11 protein-coding genes are annotated in these 16348 nt (G+C 35.2%); all 11 read left to right on the plus strand.

Going from position 1 to position 16348, the window contains the following annotated elements:
• Positions 1 to 5 precede the first annotated feature (5 nt).
• The 11 genes from BMY39_RS11180 (at position 6) to BMY39_RS11230 (ending at position 16346) form a co-directional block, all read left to right on the plus strand.
• Positions 6 to 2177: a beta-xylosidase gene (locus tag BMY39_RS11180; RefSeq protein WP_092579647.1), complete on the plus strand. Its 2172-nt coding sequence runs from the start codon at positions 6 to 8 to the stop codon at positions 2175 to 2177.
• A gap of 288 nt (positions 2178 to 2465) precedes the next feature.
• Positions 2466 to 3257, plus strand: a complete 792-nt coding sequence (locus tag BMY39_RS11185; protein ID WP_092579649.1) for a T9SS type A sorting domain-containing protein — start codon at positions 2466 to 2468, stop codon at positions 3255 to 3257.
• Positions 3258 to 3342: 85 nt separating this feature from the next.
• On the plus strand, positions 3343 to 4581 hold the full coding sequence (locus tag BMY39_RS11190) for an alginate lyase family protein (RefSeq protein ID WP_177176592.1): 1239 nt from the start codon (positions 3343 to 3345) through the stop codon (positions 4579 to 4581).
• A 16-nt stretch (positions 4582 to 4597) separates the two neighbouring features.
• On the plus strand, positions 4598 to 4912 hold the full coding sequence (gene rhaM / locus BMY39_RS11195) for an L-rhamnose mutarotase (protein WP_092579653.1): 315 nt from the start codon (positions 4598 to 4600) through the stop codon (positions 4910 to 4912).
• Positions 4913 to 4929: 17 nt separating this feature from the next.
• Positions 4930 to 6249, plus strand: a complete 1320-nt coding sequence (locus BMY39_RS11200; RefSeq protein WP_092579655.1) for a Gfo/Idh/MocA family protein — start codon at positions 4930 to 4932, stop codon at positions 6247 to 6249.
• Between the two features lie 154 nt (positions 6250 to 6403).
• A complete protein-coding gene (locus tag BMY39_RS11205) occupies positions 6404 to 8596 on the plus strand; it encodes a T9SS type A sorting domain-containing protein (protein WP_092579657.1) in 2193 nt (730 codons plus the stop codon).
• 1 nt (position 8597) lies between these two features.
• On the plus strand, positions 8598 to 9302 hold the full coding sequence (locus tag BMY39_RS11210) for a fibronectin type III domain-containing protein (protein ID WP_092579659.1): 705 nt from the start codon (positions 8598 to 8600) through the stop codon (positions 9300 to 9302).
• 195 nt (positions 9303 to 9497) lie between these two features.
• Positions 9498 to 11666, plus strand: a complete 2169-nt coding sequence (locus tag BMY39_RS11215; RefSeq protein WP_092579661.1) for a beta-N-acetylhexosaminidase family protein — start codon at positions 9498 to 9500, stop codon at positions 11664 to 11666.
• A 9-nt stretch (positions 11667 to 11675) separates the two neighbouring features.
• Positions 11676 to 12485 (plus strand): acetolactate decarboxylase, encoded by an 810-nt coding sequence (locus tag BMY39_RS11220; protein ID WP_092579663.1) that lies wholly within the window; start codon positions 11676 to 11678, stop codon positions 12483 to 12485.
• Positions 12486 to 12780: 295 nt separating this feature from the next.
• A complete protein-coding gene (locus BMY39_RS11225; protein ID WP_092579665.1) occupies positions 12781 to 13515 on the plus strand; it encodes a polysaccharide lyase family 7 protein in 735 nt (244 codons plus the stop codon).
• A 47-nt stretch (positions 13516 to 13562) separates the two neighbouring features.
• On the plus strand, positions 13563 to 16346 hold the full coding sequence (locus tag BMY39_RS11230) for a glycoside hydrolase family 78 protein (protein ID WP_092579667.1): 2784 nt from the start codon (positions 13563 to 13565) through the stop codon (positions 16344 to 16346).
• The last annotated feature ends 2 nt before the right edge of the window (positions 16347 to 16348 follow it).

Here is a 16348-nt window from a genome sequence, read left to right on the forward strand (position 1 = left end):
AACTTATGAGAAACATAATATTTGCTGCACTTTTATCAATAGTAATTTTTAGCTGTAATTCTAACTCAGAAAAAGCTAATGTATCTAATAAAGATCGAGAAATAGCAGAAAAAGTTGAACGGCTAATCAATGAAATGACACTCGATGAAAAAATAGCAGAACTAACGCAAGATGCTCCTGCGAATGATAGACTAGGCATTCCCTTTATGAAATACGGGGAGGCGTTACATGGATTATGGCTTGTGCTTGATTATTATGGTAATACTACTGTTTATCCGCAAGCGGTGGCTTGTGCCTCAACTTGGGAACCCGAACTCATTAAAAAAATGGCGTCGCAAACCGCAATAGAAGCTCGGGCTTTGGGTGTTACACATTGCTACTCACCTAATTTAGATGTTTATGCAGGCGATGCGCGTTATGGTCGTGTTGAAGAATCGTATGGAGAAGACCCTTATTTAGTGTCGCGCATGGGCGTTGCATTTATTGAAGGTTTACAGGGTACGGGTGATGCCCAATTTGATGAAAATCATGTGATTGCAACGGCTAAACATTTTATTGGATATCCAGAAAACCGCCGTGGTATAAATGGGGGATTTAGCGACATGTCTGAACGTCGATTACGCGAAGTTTACCTGCCACCGTTCGAGGCGGCAGTAAAAGAAGCTAAGGTAGGTTCTGTTATGCCAGGGCATCAGGATTTTAATGGCGTGCCATGTCATATGAATACCTGGTTATTAAAAGATATCTTACGCGATGAGTTGGGTTTTAATGGTTTTATTGTTTCTGATAATAACGATGTAGGGCGATTAGAAACGATGCATTTTATTCCTGAAACCAGAACTAAAGCGGCTATTTTAGGATTAAAAGCGGGGGTTGATATGGACTTGGTAATTGGGAAGAATGTTAAACTGGCAACCTATCACAGCAATATATTGAAGGATACCGTAACTCAGGACCCTTCATTGATGCCATACATAGACAAGGCCGTTTCGCGTAATTTGACTGCAAAATATAAGTTAGGTTTGTTTGATGCGGAACCAAAAGAGATTGACACGGAAACTGTAGAAGCTGGTACTGATGAACATCGTGAGTTTGCATTAGAAATTGCCGAAAAATCTATTATCATGCTAAAAAATGATAATAACCTCTTACCTCTAGATCTATCAAAAATAAAATCCTTAGCTGTTATTGGGCCTAACGCCCACGAAAAAAGACCTAAAAAGGGAACATATAATCTATTGGGTGGCTATTCCGGATTACCACCATATTATGTTTCAGTACTTGATGGTTTAAAGAAAAAAGTAGGTGATAATGTAAAAATAAATTACGCTAAAGGTTGTGATATTGATAGTTTTTCAAAAGAAGGATTTCCCGAGGCGATTTCTGCTGCGAAAAACTCAGACGCTGTTGTTTTAGTAGTGGGTAGTTCTCATAGAACATGTGGCGAAGGCGGAGACCGTTCTGATCTTGATTTGTATGGTGTTCAAAATGAATTGGTGGAGGCCATCCATAAAACAGGAAAACCAGTAATTGTGGTGCTCATTAATGGACGTCCATTAAGTATAAACTACATCGCCGAAAATATACCATCTGTATTAGAAACTTGGTATGGCGGCATGAGAGCCGGTGATGCAGTTGCCAACGTTATTTTTGGGGATGTAAACCCAGGAGGTAAACTAACCATGTCTTTTCCACGCTCCGTTGGTCAAGTTCCTGTGACCTACCTTGAGCGTCCTGATTTTATTGGCTCTGGAAAAGGAAAGTATCGTTTTAGTGATAAATCACCATTATTCCCCTTTGGCTATGGATTAAGTTACACCACTTTTGAATATAGTACCCCAAAATTAGAACACAATGCTATTGCGGCAGATGGGGCTACAACCGTTTCAGTTGAAGTTACCAATACTGGCGATAGAGCCGGCGATGAAGTGGTGCAAATGTATGTGCGTGACGATTATGCTTCAGTAGGGCGTTATCTTAAATTACTAAAAGGTTTTAAACGCATTAGCCTAAAGCCTGGAGAAACCAAAACCGTTTCATTTAAATTAGGTTTTGATGAACTTAATGTGCTAAACCAAGACATGAAAAAAGTGGTAGAGCCGGGAACTTTTACAATTTCGGTTGGTAGTTCTTCTTTAGAAAAGGATTTACAAAAGGCGACACTTGAAGTAATGTAATATTTTAAAATTTATTCAATTGTATATTTAAAAAGAGGAATCCTATTCCTCTTTTTTTCTTTAGATTTAAATTTCATAAACTTTAGGCTATAGTTTATAAACCCGCATTATTGCGGTTTAAAAACTATTAAAAATAGCTAATAGGAATCTATTAATTCTATTTAATCAAACATTTTTCCAATACAGAACAGGTAAGTACAGGATACAAAAAACAAGTATGAAAGTTACATTTAGGCATTATTAATCCAGTTAGTATTTCAGTAACTAACTAACTAAAACATAATTCATATGAAAAAAATTACTCTCAAAATTTCTTTATTTTTATTATTAAGCATGTTTGTGCTTCAGGTGCAAGGTCAAGCTTTTGACGGTACACCAGGTATTTACAAAATCAGAGTTAATGGATCTAGTCCAGAACTTTTTGTTACACAAGATAGTGGAGTTAACAACGCAAAGTATCAGGTAGCGGCAACAGCTGGTAATGAGAATACACAGTTGTTTACAATTGTAGCCCATCCAAGTGGAACCAATTGGTCTATCACGTCTCAAATGACTGGTGAAGGAGCGCTTCAACCAAATGATACTTCTGGTACTAGTTCTACTATGGGTTTTGGGACTGAAGCAATTGCATCAGGCCAACAAGACCGGTGGGAGATTAGAAATGGAACTAGATTGTTTCTTGATAGTGATGATACTGGTACAGGATGGGAAGGTTCTACTGCTAAAAGAAGAATTCAAGTAAATTCTGGAGGTATTGCCGCAGACAAATCAATGTTTATGGCTGGTGGCACTCAAGCTGTATTTGATTTTATTCTTGAGCAATCGCTAAGCACAGAGGCCTTTGATGCTAGTTCTATATTTATTGCTAACCCAATTAAAAATCAGTTAACTGTTAAAGGTTTAACCTCAAACATTAGTCAAGTAGCGGTATATTCGTTATTAGGGCAAGAGGTTATGTCTAGACAATTAAATGGAGAATCTTCTCTTAGTTTAGATGTTAGCGCTTTAACAAGCGGTATGTATATCGTTAATTTTAAAGGAGAAAATGGAAGCCTTACTAAAAAAATAGTAAAGCAGTAGTATTCTATTACGTTACAACACTTATTTAAAAAACATTCTATCCTTAGTTTAGGGTAGGATGTTTTTTTTATTTAATTTAAGAATCATGGTGTATCACTGTTTTAAAGTAGTTGCTGTCTTTATACATGTGTCTTTATCTGTTAGTTTAGGCTTTTTAGATAAAAGCAAACCACTGCTAGATACTTGTAGCTCAGATAAAATAGAGTTAAGTGTTTTAGATTATACTACACTTTTAAAAACCAAATCTCAAATACAAACGCCAAGGTTTCACACCCTGTATAAAGGATTAATTAAAAAGGCAGATAGAGCTTTAAAAGAGGGTGTTTTTTCTGTAACCCAAAAAACGCAAATACCACCAAGCGGCGATAAGCACGATTATATTAGTTATGGTCCTTATTGGTGGCCAAACCCAAATAAACCGGATGGGCTACCATGGATTAGACGTGATGGGGAAATAAACCCGCTAACAAGAAAAGGCAATACAGATTTTGAAACAAAAAGTAAATTTTTTAACAATACAGAGGTGTTGGCAATGGCTTACTTCTTTTCGGATAAAAAAAAGTATGCAGTAAAAGCTTTAGAATTAATTAAAGTTTGGTTTATTAACGAAGCGACTAAAATGAACCCAAACCTAAATTATGCACAGGGAATACCGGGCATAAATACAGGAAGAGGTATTGGTATTATTGAGTTTTCAGGAATTTCCAAAATCATAACGGCCATAGAGATTTTGCAAATAAAGGATGAAATGGACACTGAAACAAGTGAACGTTTAAGAGTTTGGTTTGCTGAATATCTTTTGTGGCTGCAAACAAGCGACAATGGTGTTTTTGAAAAAAACACAAAAAACAACCACGCCGTGTACTACGATATGCAAGTGGTAAGTATATTGTTGTTTTTAAATAGAAAGCAAGAGGCTAAAACAGTTTTAGAAACAGTTAAAACAAAGCGTATTGCACAACAAATAGAACCAGATGGAAAACAACCGCATGAATTAGAAAGAACTAAAGCTTTATCTTACAGTACTATGAATTTAAGGGGCTTTACCCAACTCGCGTTTTTAGGTACAAAAGTAGATGTGGATTTATGGAATTATAAAGCTGAAAATGGCGCGAGTATTATTAAGGCTTATGAATTTTTAAAGCCTTATGCCACTGGAGAAAAAGAATGGGAATACAAACAAATAACCAGTTTAGATAAAGCCAAAAAAAATTTAAAAGAATTATTTGCAAAGGCTGGTGCCCAGTTTAATGAGAAAGAATATTGTAAAATAGGCACAAGTGAAAACACGAAAGCCACATCACTATTGTTTAATTGTAATTGAAAAAAAAATCAAAAAAATGAAAAGACTCGCCTTTAAAATGAAATTGAATAAAGGGCAAAAAGAAGCCTATGTAAAACGCCATAATGACATATGGCCAGAATTAAAGAAGTTATTAAAAGATAACGGCGTAAGTGAATATTCAATTTTTTTAGATGAAGACACTAGTACGCTTTTTGCATTTCAAAAGGTTTCAGGTTCGGGTGGCTCTCAAGACTTATCCAACAACGAAATCGTAAAAAAATGGTGGGATTTTATGGCAGATATCATGGAAGTTAATCCAGATAATTCCCCAGTTTCAGTACCTTTAGAAGAAGTATTTTATATGCCATAATTTATCGATAAAAAGCCATGTCTAAAACAACAAAAAATCAGTTTAAAACAAGTTCAAACGTATCACGAAGAGCGTTTATAAAGAACACTTCTCTTGTAGTGGGAGGTATTACTATCATTCCTCGCCATGTTTTAGGACAAGGTTTTACAGCGCCTAGCGATAAAATAAATTTAGGGTTTATTGGCTTAGGAAAACAAGGAGGTATTTTGGCCAATTTTTTTGTTTCAAATACCGATGTGCAAATAGTAGCTGGGGCCGAGGTGTGGCAATCCAAACAAGAGTGGTTTAAAAATGTTGTAAACGATTTTTACGCCAAAAAAAGAAATATTAGTAACTATAATGGTGTAAATACATATACCAATTATCAAGATCTTATCTTAAGAAAAGACATTGATGCAGTGGTAATAGCTACTCCAGACCACTGGCATGCCATACAAGCTATTGATGCTATGAAAGCAGGTAAAGATGTGTATTGCGAAAAACCCATGACCAATACCATTAAAGAAGGAAGGGATATGGTAAATGCGGTTAAAGAGAATAAAACCGTATTACAAGTGGGGAGTATGCAGCGCTCTTGGGGGCGTTTTATAAAAGCCAAAGATATTGTAAGAAGTGGGCAGCTAGGTAAAATAAAAAAGGTTATTGTTAGTGTAGGAGACCCTGCAAAATCTTATGATTTGCCAGAAGAAAATCTTCCCAATGGCGTAGATTGGAATTTGTGGTGTGGGCCAGCACCTTTATTACCTTACAATAAACTTATTGCGCCAGAGTTTGTTAAGTCTTACCCGAAATGGAGAGATTATAAAGAAACCGCTGGGGGTATTCTTTCAGACTGGGGAGCACATATGTTTGATATTGTCCAATGGTGCCTTGGTATGGATAAATCAGGTCCTGTTACATACATACCACCCCAAGACCCTAAAGCAGTTAGAGGCTTAAAGATGTATTACGAAAATGGAATAGAAATGGTTCATGAAGATTTTGGTCGTGGATGGGGCGTACGCTTTATAGGGGAATTTGGTTCTATGGATGTAAGTAGAAAATATTTAGAGACAACACCATCAAATATTCTGTCCTCAAATCAAGCCAATTTAGAAATACTTCTTAAAGACAGAGGAAATCATTATCAAGATTGGATTTCTGGTATAAAATCAAGAAATCAACCTATTTGCGATGTTGAAACTGGACATCGATCCGCGAGTATTTGTAACATAGCCAATATTGCATATGAACTAAACGAAACTTTACATTGGAATCCTGTAAAGGAAAAATTTAAAAATAATCGATTGGCAAACAAAGCGAGAAAAAGAAAACCAAGAGAATATAACTCACGTTAACTTCAAAATCTATGTAGTAGAAATAATTTGCTATAATTTTTTCAATAACCTGCATATTTTATTAAAACGCAACAGCGGTACAGTACAGGATACTTTAATAAAGTAAATTAGATAATTTTAGAGATTAAATTATTTAAAAGAATAATACTTAGCTATGAATAAAAAATTTACTCTTTTCAATGTATACCGTATCGTTACATTTGGGCTACTATTTTTTGCATTCTCAAATAGAATGAGTGCCCAAGTTATTCTAGAGAATGAAATTAAAATTACAGACTTTGGGTTGCATTTTAATGGTTCTAAAGTGGCAAGTGGAGCGTCAAATACAGGAGATAATGCTGCATATGATTATTTTTTTGGTCGTAATATTTCCGCCCATGGTGATTGTATAAAAACCTATGGAGACTATGTTTTTATGACCTGGTATCGTGGTCCAAAAGCAGATCGCCATGTGATGCTAACCCGATATAATACCAAAACGGGAACTATGGCTACTATAGAATTTCCGCACAGACATACGGGATACCAAAATAGATACTGGATTGGTGAATCGCACAACACGATTGCAGTAGGTGTAAGTCCTCTAGATGGTACGATTCATTTGTTATACGATATGCACGCTTACAGTGCCTCAAGGCCCTCTGATGGAAGTTTGGCAAACGATTATTTTAGATACTCCTATTCTCTAAAAAATGCAGCTTCATTACCTGATGCTGATTTTACTTTGGACAAATTCGTTCAAAATGGCACTGGAGGTTATAAGCATTTAAGAATGCCGGGAACGGCGGCTAATTCAGAGTTCTTGTCATTAACTTATCCAAGATTCTTCCAAAATGACGGTGGAGACCTTTTTATGCTCATGCGAGAAGGTGGAAATAATAATGGTATGTATAAGTTTATAAAATACGATGCTAGTACTGGAGATTGGGGTAACTTCATAGATTTTAATAGGTTAAATGCAAAAAGCCAACCTGGAATCGACTATAATTGGGGGCTTTATGGAGATATGAAATATGTAAACGGCAAGTTACGAATTGGTTTTCAGCGTAGGTCTGCTAATAATGAGGATAAATATCAGTACCAAAACGGTGTTTATTATGCCTATTCTGACGACCAAAGTGGTGCAACTGGCTGGAAAAACCATAAAGGAGAAGAATTTTCAGTTCCATTATGGGATGCAGATGTTATAAAGGTTATGGAGCCAGGGGATTATGTGCAAACTACCCAGAAAGATAAAGTCTATATCGTTAGTGGATTTGATTGGACGGTAACCGCAAATGAAGATGTGCATATTATAAGTCAAGTAAGAGATCTTGAAAATAATGTTACCAAAAGATTGCATACCTATAAACCTTCTGGCGCTGCAGATTTCATTACATCAGAAGATTTTCCCGGGGGTGCTGCTCTTTATACTTCAGGAAACGATGTGTTTATTATTGGATTAACAAGTAGTAAACGTATTTTTATAGAAAAGGCAGAAGGAGGAACCAATAACTTTACAAGGGTTTATGAAGCCACTTCTGGCAGAACTTTTGATCATGGTGTGGTGCATATTGATAACGGTAAGGTTTACTATTATTTAATGGAAAACAAATCAGGCAGTGCACAGCCATTATATTTGCAAATCATAGATTTAGGAATTGTACCTCAAGACCCATTAGCAGCAAATAATTTTACCATACAGGCAGTTGGAGAAACCTGTGCTTCCAAGAACAACGGCAAGCTTATTATTACGGGCAATGCTACCCATGATTATGCAACGACAATCAATGGAGTAGCTTATGATTTTACAAAGGAATTGACTATCGAGGATTTAACTCCAGGCACATATGATTTTTGCATTGACGTGGTAGGGAAAAACTATAGCCATTGCTATGAGGTTACTATCGAGGGTGGTGTAAGTATGACTGGTAAAATAGAGATTGTTAAGAAATCAGCTAGTGTATCCGTCACCTCAGGCACAGGGCCCTATAAGGTTTACAAAAACGGTGTGGAGCTTTTTGAGACCCATCAAACCAATTTTACAATAGCGGTAGACCATGGTGATGAGATTCGGGTAGAGAGCAAAGAAGCATGCCAAGGCCTAATGGCAAAGACCATCAATTTACTAGAAGATATAAAAGCTTACCCTAACCCTACAAGCGGTTTATTTGAATTGTATATTCCGAATACGATAGAAGCAATAGAATTAGAAGTGTATAATATTCATTCACAATTAATAACTTCTAAAGTTTATACGGTACAAGGAGGAAAGGTGCAATTGAATTTAGAGAATAAACCAAAAGGCATCTATTTTGTAAAAGTAAAATCAGAAAAACCAGTATTTATAAAATTAATAAAAAAATAAAATGAAAAAGGCATATTTATATTTAAGCGTACTTGTAAGTGTTTTAATGTCATGCAGTAGTGGCGGTGATGGTGATGGTGGGCCAGAACCAGAACCAGAAAATACGGCTCCTACGGTTCCAACACAGGTGTATCCATTAAGCAATACCTTGTGTATAGATAATAATGTAGTTTTTGAATGGAATGCTTCTACAGACAATGAAGGAAACCCGATAACATACAGGGTTGAGGTGTCTGAAAACAGTAATTTTTCTTCATTAGCGCATGATGTTTCAAGTTCATCAACTTCAAGGGTTATTACTTTAGAAAAAGGCAAATCGTATTACTGGCGGTTAAAGGCTAGAGATACGAAAGGTGAAGAAAGCGCCTATTCATCCGTTAGTCAATTTTTAACTGAAGGTGATGGTGTATCCAACCATTTGCCATTTGCACCAGAGTTGGTAGTACCAGCATTGAATTCAGAGATAGATGGTACGAGTACCACACTAAGTTGGACAGCCAGTGATGTAGATGGCGATACTTTGAGTTATGATGTGTATTTAGATACCAACAGTAGCCCAACAACAAAAGTATCAGAAAACCAATCTGGGACTACTTATGAAGCTACAGGATTAACAGCGGCATCTACTTACTATTTCAAAATAGTTGTTAAAGATGGGAACGGAGGTTCTACTATTGGACAAGTGTGGCGTTTTACGACTAAGTAGAAATTATAATTATCAATAAATTATGGTTTTAAATAGTAATAAATCCGACTATTGTTAAAACAACTTACCCTATCTTTTTCAGGGTTTGTATCTATATTAACTACTTAAAAAGTAGATAACAGTAAAGAGCAGGATGAATATCTTTTTTTTTATGTGATAGATTTAAGAAATTAAAAGCTATACCGTTATTATCAAATGAGAAAAGAACGCTTCCATACCTATATTGTTATCTGCTTATTCCAATGTCTTTTATTTTTTGCCTGTAATAAGAAGGAGAACCTTGTAAATATCGTCGTACTATCTGAGGCACCACAGGTTTCATTTGCTTTACAAGATTTAGAATTAGCCTTGGGTTCGTTGTATAAACTTGTTGATGCAGACCTTGTAGGTAAAGCAGATATAATTTTGTCGATTAAAGAAATTGACACATTGTTATCAGAAGGTTTTAAAATTGATAATGTTAATAACAGAATAGAGGTTATTGGGCACGATGAAGCTGGTTTAATGTATGGCACACTAGAACTCGCAGAACAAATTAAATTGTATGGTATTAAGGGAGTGAAAAGCATCATTCGGAATCCCTATATGGAAATGCGTGGGCCTAAATTTAATATACCTTTAGATGTACGAACTCCAAGTTATTCTGATGTTAGTGATGCCGCTCAACATAATATTCCACACATGTGGGACTTTAGTTTCTGGAAAGATTACATAGATACTATGGCGCGTTACCGCTATAATTATATTTCACTTTGGAATTTGCATCCGTTCCCTTCTCTAGTAAAGGTTCCGGGATATGAAGGTATTGCATTAAATGATGTGCAGCGTTCCACTGTAAAATGGAAAGAAAATTATAATTTGATGGCTATTGGTTTTGATGCACCAGAAATTCTTGAAAACCCCGAAATTGTAAAAACTATTTCCATTGAAGAAAAAATCGAATTTTGGAAGAAGGTAATGGCCTATGGGAAGACCCGAAATATTGATTTTCATTTCATTACATGGAATATTTTTGATTATGGCACCCAAGGAAAATATGGTATAACCGATGATAGGGATAATGAAATAACGACCGATTATTTTAGAAAAAGTGTAAAAGAACTATTTGTAACCTACCCTGATTTGGCAGGAATAGGATTAACCACGGGAGAAAACATGAAAGGTGCCAACCATAAAGAACGCGAAGCATGGGCTTATAATACCTATGCCTTAGGTATATTAGATGCAGCCAAAGAAATGCCAAAGCGACAATTTAAGTTTATACACAGGCAACACCAATCTGGAGCCAGAGAAATTGCTGAAAAATTTAAGGATGTTGTTGAGGCAGAAAATGTAGAATTCTTATTTTGTTTTAAATACGCCAAAGCACATGTGTATAGTGCAACCCAACAGCCATTTCATGAAAATGCTAATTATGTAGCGCAAATTAAGGGCATGAAAACCTTGTGGGGTTTAAGAAATGACGATACTTTTTATTTTAGGTGGGGCGCTCCTGATTTTACAAGAGAATTTATAAACAATCTGCCTTATGATGTGGCAAAAGGTATTTATTTTGGTTCAGACCAATGGATATGGGGACGTGATTTTTTAACCAAGACACCTGAAACTCCAAATCAAATTGAGGTTTCAAAACATTGGTATCAATGGTTGTTGTGGGGTAGATTAAGTTATGATCCAACAATATCTAATGATCGTTTTCGAGATTTATTATCAAGTAGATTTCCTGGAATTGATGCTAATAAACTATTTTCTGCATGGCAAAATGCGTCTATGGTGTATCCTCTTACAACAGGTTTTCATTGGGGATCTCTAGATTTTCAATGGTATATTGAAGGGTGTAAAAGTAGACCGAAACAGGCAGAAAACGAAACTGGTTTTCACGATGTTAATCGGTTTATTACGTTAGGTGTACACCCAAAATCTGGAAATCAATCTATTCCAGACTATGTTGATATGATTTTAGAGAATAAAACTACAACTCTAACAACACCATTAAATGTGTCTAAAAGCCTTAAAGATATTACAGACAAGGCATTATTTGATGTTGAAGGTTTTATTGTTGATTCAGATAAAGAACTACAGTTTACAGTAAACGATATTAAAACAGTTTCATTTTTAGGAAAGTACTATGCTCGTAAAATTGAAGGTGCAACCTATTTGGCATTATATAGAAAATTAAACGAAAAAGAATACCAACAATTAGCAATTAAATCTTTAGAAGCAGCATTGGTATTTTGGAAGAAATATATAAACCAAGCCATGTTACAAAACCACAACCCGCTATGGACGAATAGAGTAGGTATTGTGGATTGGAAACAAATAACTGAGTGGGTAAAACAAGATATTGAAATAGCGAAACAATAAATCTATATTATGAAACACCTAAACGTAGCCTTATGTATCATTTTTTTGATAATAGCAACTTCATGTAAGCAAGAACAAAAAGATATTGTAAGCCTCCAAGAAGAAAATAATACTATTGTTCAGAATAAACCCGATGTATTTTACCAATATTCGATTTGGTTTGCCTTTGTAAATAAAGTTTTTGATGGTGATTTAAAAGTTTTGGAACTCAAAAGCAAAGGCGATATTGGTTTAGGCTCTTTTGATTATCTCGATGGCGAATTGGTCATGTTAGATGGTGTACCATATCGCATAAGAGAAAATGGAGAAATAAGTGTTGGACAAGATAAGGACGAAATTGTCTATGCTGATGCCACTTTTTTTCACGAGGAAGGTGTTTTTAAAATAAAGGGACCAGTAGATTATCCTACCTTTCAAAACAGGCTAAATACCAAAATGGAATCCGAGCATTATTTTTATGCGTACAGAGTTCCTGTGAAGCTCGATTACATAAAACTTGGTGGTGTACCCAAGGTTGAAAAACCATTTACAGATGGGCTTGACGTGCTGTTACCCATACGCCCTGTTTTTGAAGCTGAAAACATCAGTGGTACCTTAGTTGGTTTTTATTGTCCAGAATATATTGGTAATATTAACGCCTATGGTCATCATTTTCATTTTATCTCTGATGACCGCAAGTGGGGAGGACATGTTATGGAATTCAAAACCAAGCATGATATAGAGGTGCCTTGGGATCAAAAAACAAGCTATGCGTTTGACCTTCCTAAAAATAAAACGTTTGAAAACGTAAAATTGGATAGTGAGTTTCAGTATAACTAAGAGTCATTGTACAGACTCAGTTATTCTTATGCATGAATGATGGGGTAGGTTGTTCTGAGTGTAAATTCGATTTCTATGGCTCTTTATCTGATTTAATGTTGAGACATTAAGAGAAGTTCTCAAAAAGGAGATAAGCTAAAGAAGTTCTCGCTGATTAATGGCTTTTTATATAGGTATAAACGAAGGTACTGTGTGGATTATAATTAGTCGAATAATTATCCGTAAATCGAGATACAGCAGGATAGTTTTTCTTCTAAAAAAAGCAATCTTGCTTTTTCCATTTAAAACATTTCTTATGAAAAAATACATGGTTTATCTTTTTAGTTGTTTTGTTCTGTTTAACTGTTCTGGAGGTGATAGTAATAATGACGTTATGGAAGATGAACAGCAACAAGAAGAAGAGCAGGTAGATGTAATTCCTTTAATTCCCAATGAAGGTATCCCCAGTCCGTTTAATTTATTTACTGTTATTGATGCTGATGTCGAGCGAAAAGATTTTAACAAAGTATCAAAATGGTATGAAGAAGCAGCAAATAAACAGGTCTTTAAACTTTTTATTGGTGACGAGTTTAATGGAGAAAGAAAACATGCAAGAACAGAAGCAGGTCAAGGTTTAAAATGGAAACAAGGTTCTGAGTGGCATACTTTTGAAGCGGCTATGAAACCAAGTGGAAAACTTGATGAAACCTATACTATTGCACAACTTTTTGCGGGATGTTGTGGTCCTCAACTTAGAGTTGAAGTGAAGTCAAGTGGAAGAATACATGTTGGTTCAAGAGCTAATGGAAATTTTCGTATTTCTACAGATGAAGATTGGGCAAATGGAGTAAAAAGTTTCAAAATTAAAATCAGAAGTAATGGTAAAGACATGGAAGTCTATTTTAATGATGAATTGAAGTTTACTGGGATTTCCGAAGAAAGCACTTTAGAAAATACAGCTGCACTTTATCATTTTAGGTGGGGCGTGTATTCAAATAATAAGATGACAAAGAATTTAAGCAACACCGTCACAAATATTACAAGAGAGTAATTAAATTTATAATTCAAATCAGTACTTATTTTAGTTTTCAAAAATCAATGAATTTTCGATATTTATTTTTAGGAATTAGTTTTTTAACACTAACGTTTTTAAGTTCATGTAATAAGACGCAAATATTAAAGCCTGAAGAACTTACACTTTCTGAAGGTTTTAAAAACCCAACAGGATTTTACAATAATAAACCAACGTTTTCCTGGATACTCCCCGTGTCAGAACAAATTAAATCCCAATCTGCTTACCAAATAGTTGTAGCGTCGTCAAAAGAATTATTGCCAGGTAATGCCGATTTATGGGATTCTAAAAAGCAAAAAAGTGCACAATCTACTTTTGTAAAATATCAAGGAAAAGCCCTTGAATCAAGACAAAAAGTATATTGGCAAGTAAGGTATTGGAATCAAGATGATAATATTTCTGAGTGGAGTGATATAAACACTTTTGAATTAGGCCTACTAAATAATTCCGATTGGCAAGCTAAATGGGCTGGATTAGACACCGCCAAAGATAGTATTAAAGGCGTTAGAAAGTTTTTAATGCATAAGCCGCAATATTTAAGAAAAGGTTTTGAGTTGCTTACGGATGTTGCTTCAGCACGACTATACATTACCGCAAAAGGCGTTTTTGATGTGCATTTAAATGGAAAAGATGTTAGTGATGATGTCATGACGCCGGGTTGGACACCATACAATCATCGTATAGAAACATTGACCTATGATGTTACTGAACTTTTACAAACTGGTAAAAACGCTATTGCGGTAGAATTGGCTTCTGGATGGCATTCAGGAAGAATTAGTAGAGGTAGAGCGTTATATGAAAATTTTGCATCACCAAAAATTCTATGTCAGTTAGAAGTTGTGCTTAAAGATGGTTCAAAACAAACCATTGTTTCTGATGAATCTTGGAGAGGAACAACCAACGGACCAATACGTTTAGCAAGTGTTTACGATGGCGAAGTATATGATGCAAATTTTGAAATACCAAATTGGAACACTGTTGCTTTTGACGACTCTAACTGGAAATCGGTTGAAGTTGAGGCGATTGCTAAGGATGTTAAATTAGCTCCAAAAAGACATCACACCGTAAAAAATCAAGTTGTTTTTAACGATGCAGAAATCGTTTCGGTTAAAGAAAATACATCGGTTTTTAATATGAAGCAAAATATGGTAGGTGTGCCAAAAGTAAAAGTACCTATGAAAAAAGGAGATACTTTAAAAATTCGTTTTTCTGAAATGTTGTTGAAAGACAATACCTTTTATACTAAAAATTATCGTTCTGCAAAGTCAACTGATTATTATATAGCAGCTAAAGATGGTGTTATAGAATACGTTCCAAAATTTACGTTTCACGGATTTCAATTTTTAGAATTAAGTGGTTACGATAAAAATGCGAAACCAGATACTTCTTGGGTGCAAGGTATAGCGCAACATTCTAATTTCGAGAAAAAAGGAACATTTACATCGTCTCACGATAAATTAAATCAATTACAAAGCAATATTACATGGGGGTTACGCGATAACTTTTTTGATATTCCTACAGACTGCCCGCAACGTGATGAACGTTTGGGTTGGACAGGAGATGCTCAGGTTATTGCACCAACATCGTTGTTTAACTATGATGTGCATGCCTTTTGGACAGCTTGGTTGCAAAGTTTAAGAGAAAATCAGTCTGAACATAAAGACGGTATGGTACCCTTTATTGTACCCGATGTGTTACAAACCAAAAACGGAAGTTCTGGTTGGGGTGATGCTGCTGTAATTATTCCTTGGGATATTTATAATGCAACTGGAGATATTACAGTGCTTGAAGAAAGTTATGAGTCGGCAAAAAAATGGGTTGGATATTATCAATCCAAAGTGAAAAAGCAACCTTATTTGCCATACATGCATTCGTTTTCAGATTGGTTGCAACCTTATCCTTCTAAATCTGGAAAAATGGGTAATAGAGGCGATACACCAAAAGATTTAATACATGCCGCTTTTTTTGCGCATTCAGCCCATTTAGTCGCTAAAATTGCTGGTGTTTTAGGAAAAACGGATGATGCAAAAAAATATGCAGCCTTATATAAAGCTATTGCTAATTCTTTTGAAAACGCCTTTTTTGAAGAAGGAAAGTTTACAGGTGAGATACAAACGCAAACAAGTTATTTGCTAGGTATTTATTTTGATTTATTTAAACCAGAAACCAAACTAAAAGCACAAAAATATTTACTTGAAGAAATTAAAAATGCTGATTATCATTTAGGAACGGGGTTTTTAGGAACACCAATTTTACCAAAGGTTTTAGATGATATGGGAGAAATAGATTTGATGTATAAAATACTTTTCAAAGAAACCTATCCATCATGGTTTTACTCTATAAATCAAGGGGCAACCACTATGTGGGAACGTTGGAACAGTTATAGTAAAGCAGAGGGCTATAATCCACAGCCTATGAATAGCTTGAATCATTATGCTTATGGTGCTATTGGGCAATGGATGTACGAACGAATAGCTGGTTTAGCATCTTTAGAGCCAGGATACAAGAAAATAAGAATTGCACCCATACCAAATACCGAGTTTTTAACATCGGCTTCTGCAAGTGTGAACTCACCCTATGGCAAAGTAGCATCATCATGGAAAATAGAAAATAACACCTTTACTTTAGATGTTATTATTCCGCCGAATACAACTGCAGAAATTCATATTCCAAATGCAACTCAAAATATTTTACTTGTAAACGGAAACGATTTCACGGAAACTTCAAATTTAAAATTAATAAGTTCTGATAAAAATGTAGTTAAAATTTTAGCAGAACCAGGAACCTATAACTTTCAAACTAAACTTTAAAT

This window comes from Hyunsoonleella jejuensis (assembly GCF_900111025.1).
GTDB classification, from domain to species: domain Bacteria; phylum Bacteroidota; class Bacteroidia; order Flavobacteriales; family Flavobacteriaceae; genus Jejuia; species Jejuia jejuensis.

Bases quoted from the DNA above. Each gene is read 5' to 3' on its own strand.
- BMY39_RS11225 (WP_092579665.1), top strand. From the start codon at position 12,781: ATGAAAAAATACATGGTTTATCTTTTTAGTTGTTTTGTTCTGTTTAAC.
- BMY39_RS11215 (WP_092579661.1), top strand. From the start codon at position 9,498: ATGAGAAAAGAACGCTTCCATACCTATATTGTTATCTGCTTATTCCAA.
- BMY39_RS11180 (WP_092579647.1), top strand. From the start codon at position 6: ATGAGAAACATAATATTTGCTGCACTTTTATCAATAGTAATTTTTAGC.
- BMY39_RS11220 (WP_092579663.1), top strand. From the start codon at position 11,676: ATGAAACACCTAAACGTAGCCTTATGTATCATTTTTTTGATAATAGCA.
- rhaM (WP_092579653.1), top strand. From the start codon at position 4,598: ATGAAAAGACTCGCCTTTAAAATGAAATTGAATAAAGGGCAAAAAGAA.
- BMY39_RS11230 (WP_092579667.1), top strand. From the start codon at position 13,563: ATGAATTTTCGATATTTATTTTTAGGAATTAGTTTTTTAACACTAACG.
- BMY39_RS11200 (WP_092579655.1), top strand. From the start codon at position 4,930: ATGTCTAAAACAACAAAAAATCAGTTTAAAACAAGTTCAAACGTATCA.
- BMY39_RS11210 (WP_092579659.1), top strand. From the start codon at position 8,598: ATGAAAAAGGCATATTTATATTTAAGCGTACTTGTAAGTGTTTTAATG.
- BMY39_RS11205 (WP_092579657.1), top strand. From the start codon at position 6,404: ATGAATAAAAAATTTACTCTTTTCAATGTATACCGTATCGTTACATTT.
- BMY39_RS11185 (WP_092579649.1), top strand. From the start codon at position 2,466: ATGAAAAAAATTACTCTCAAAATTTCTTTATTTTTATTATTAAGCATG.
- BMY39_RS11190 (WP_177176592.1), top strand. From the start codon at position 3,343: ATGGTGTATCACTGTTTTAAAGTAGTTGCTGTCTTTATACATGTGTCT.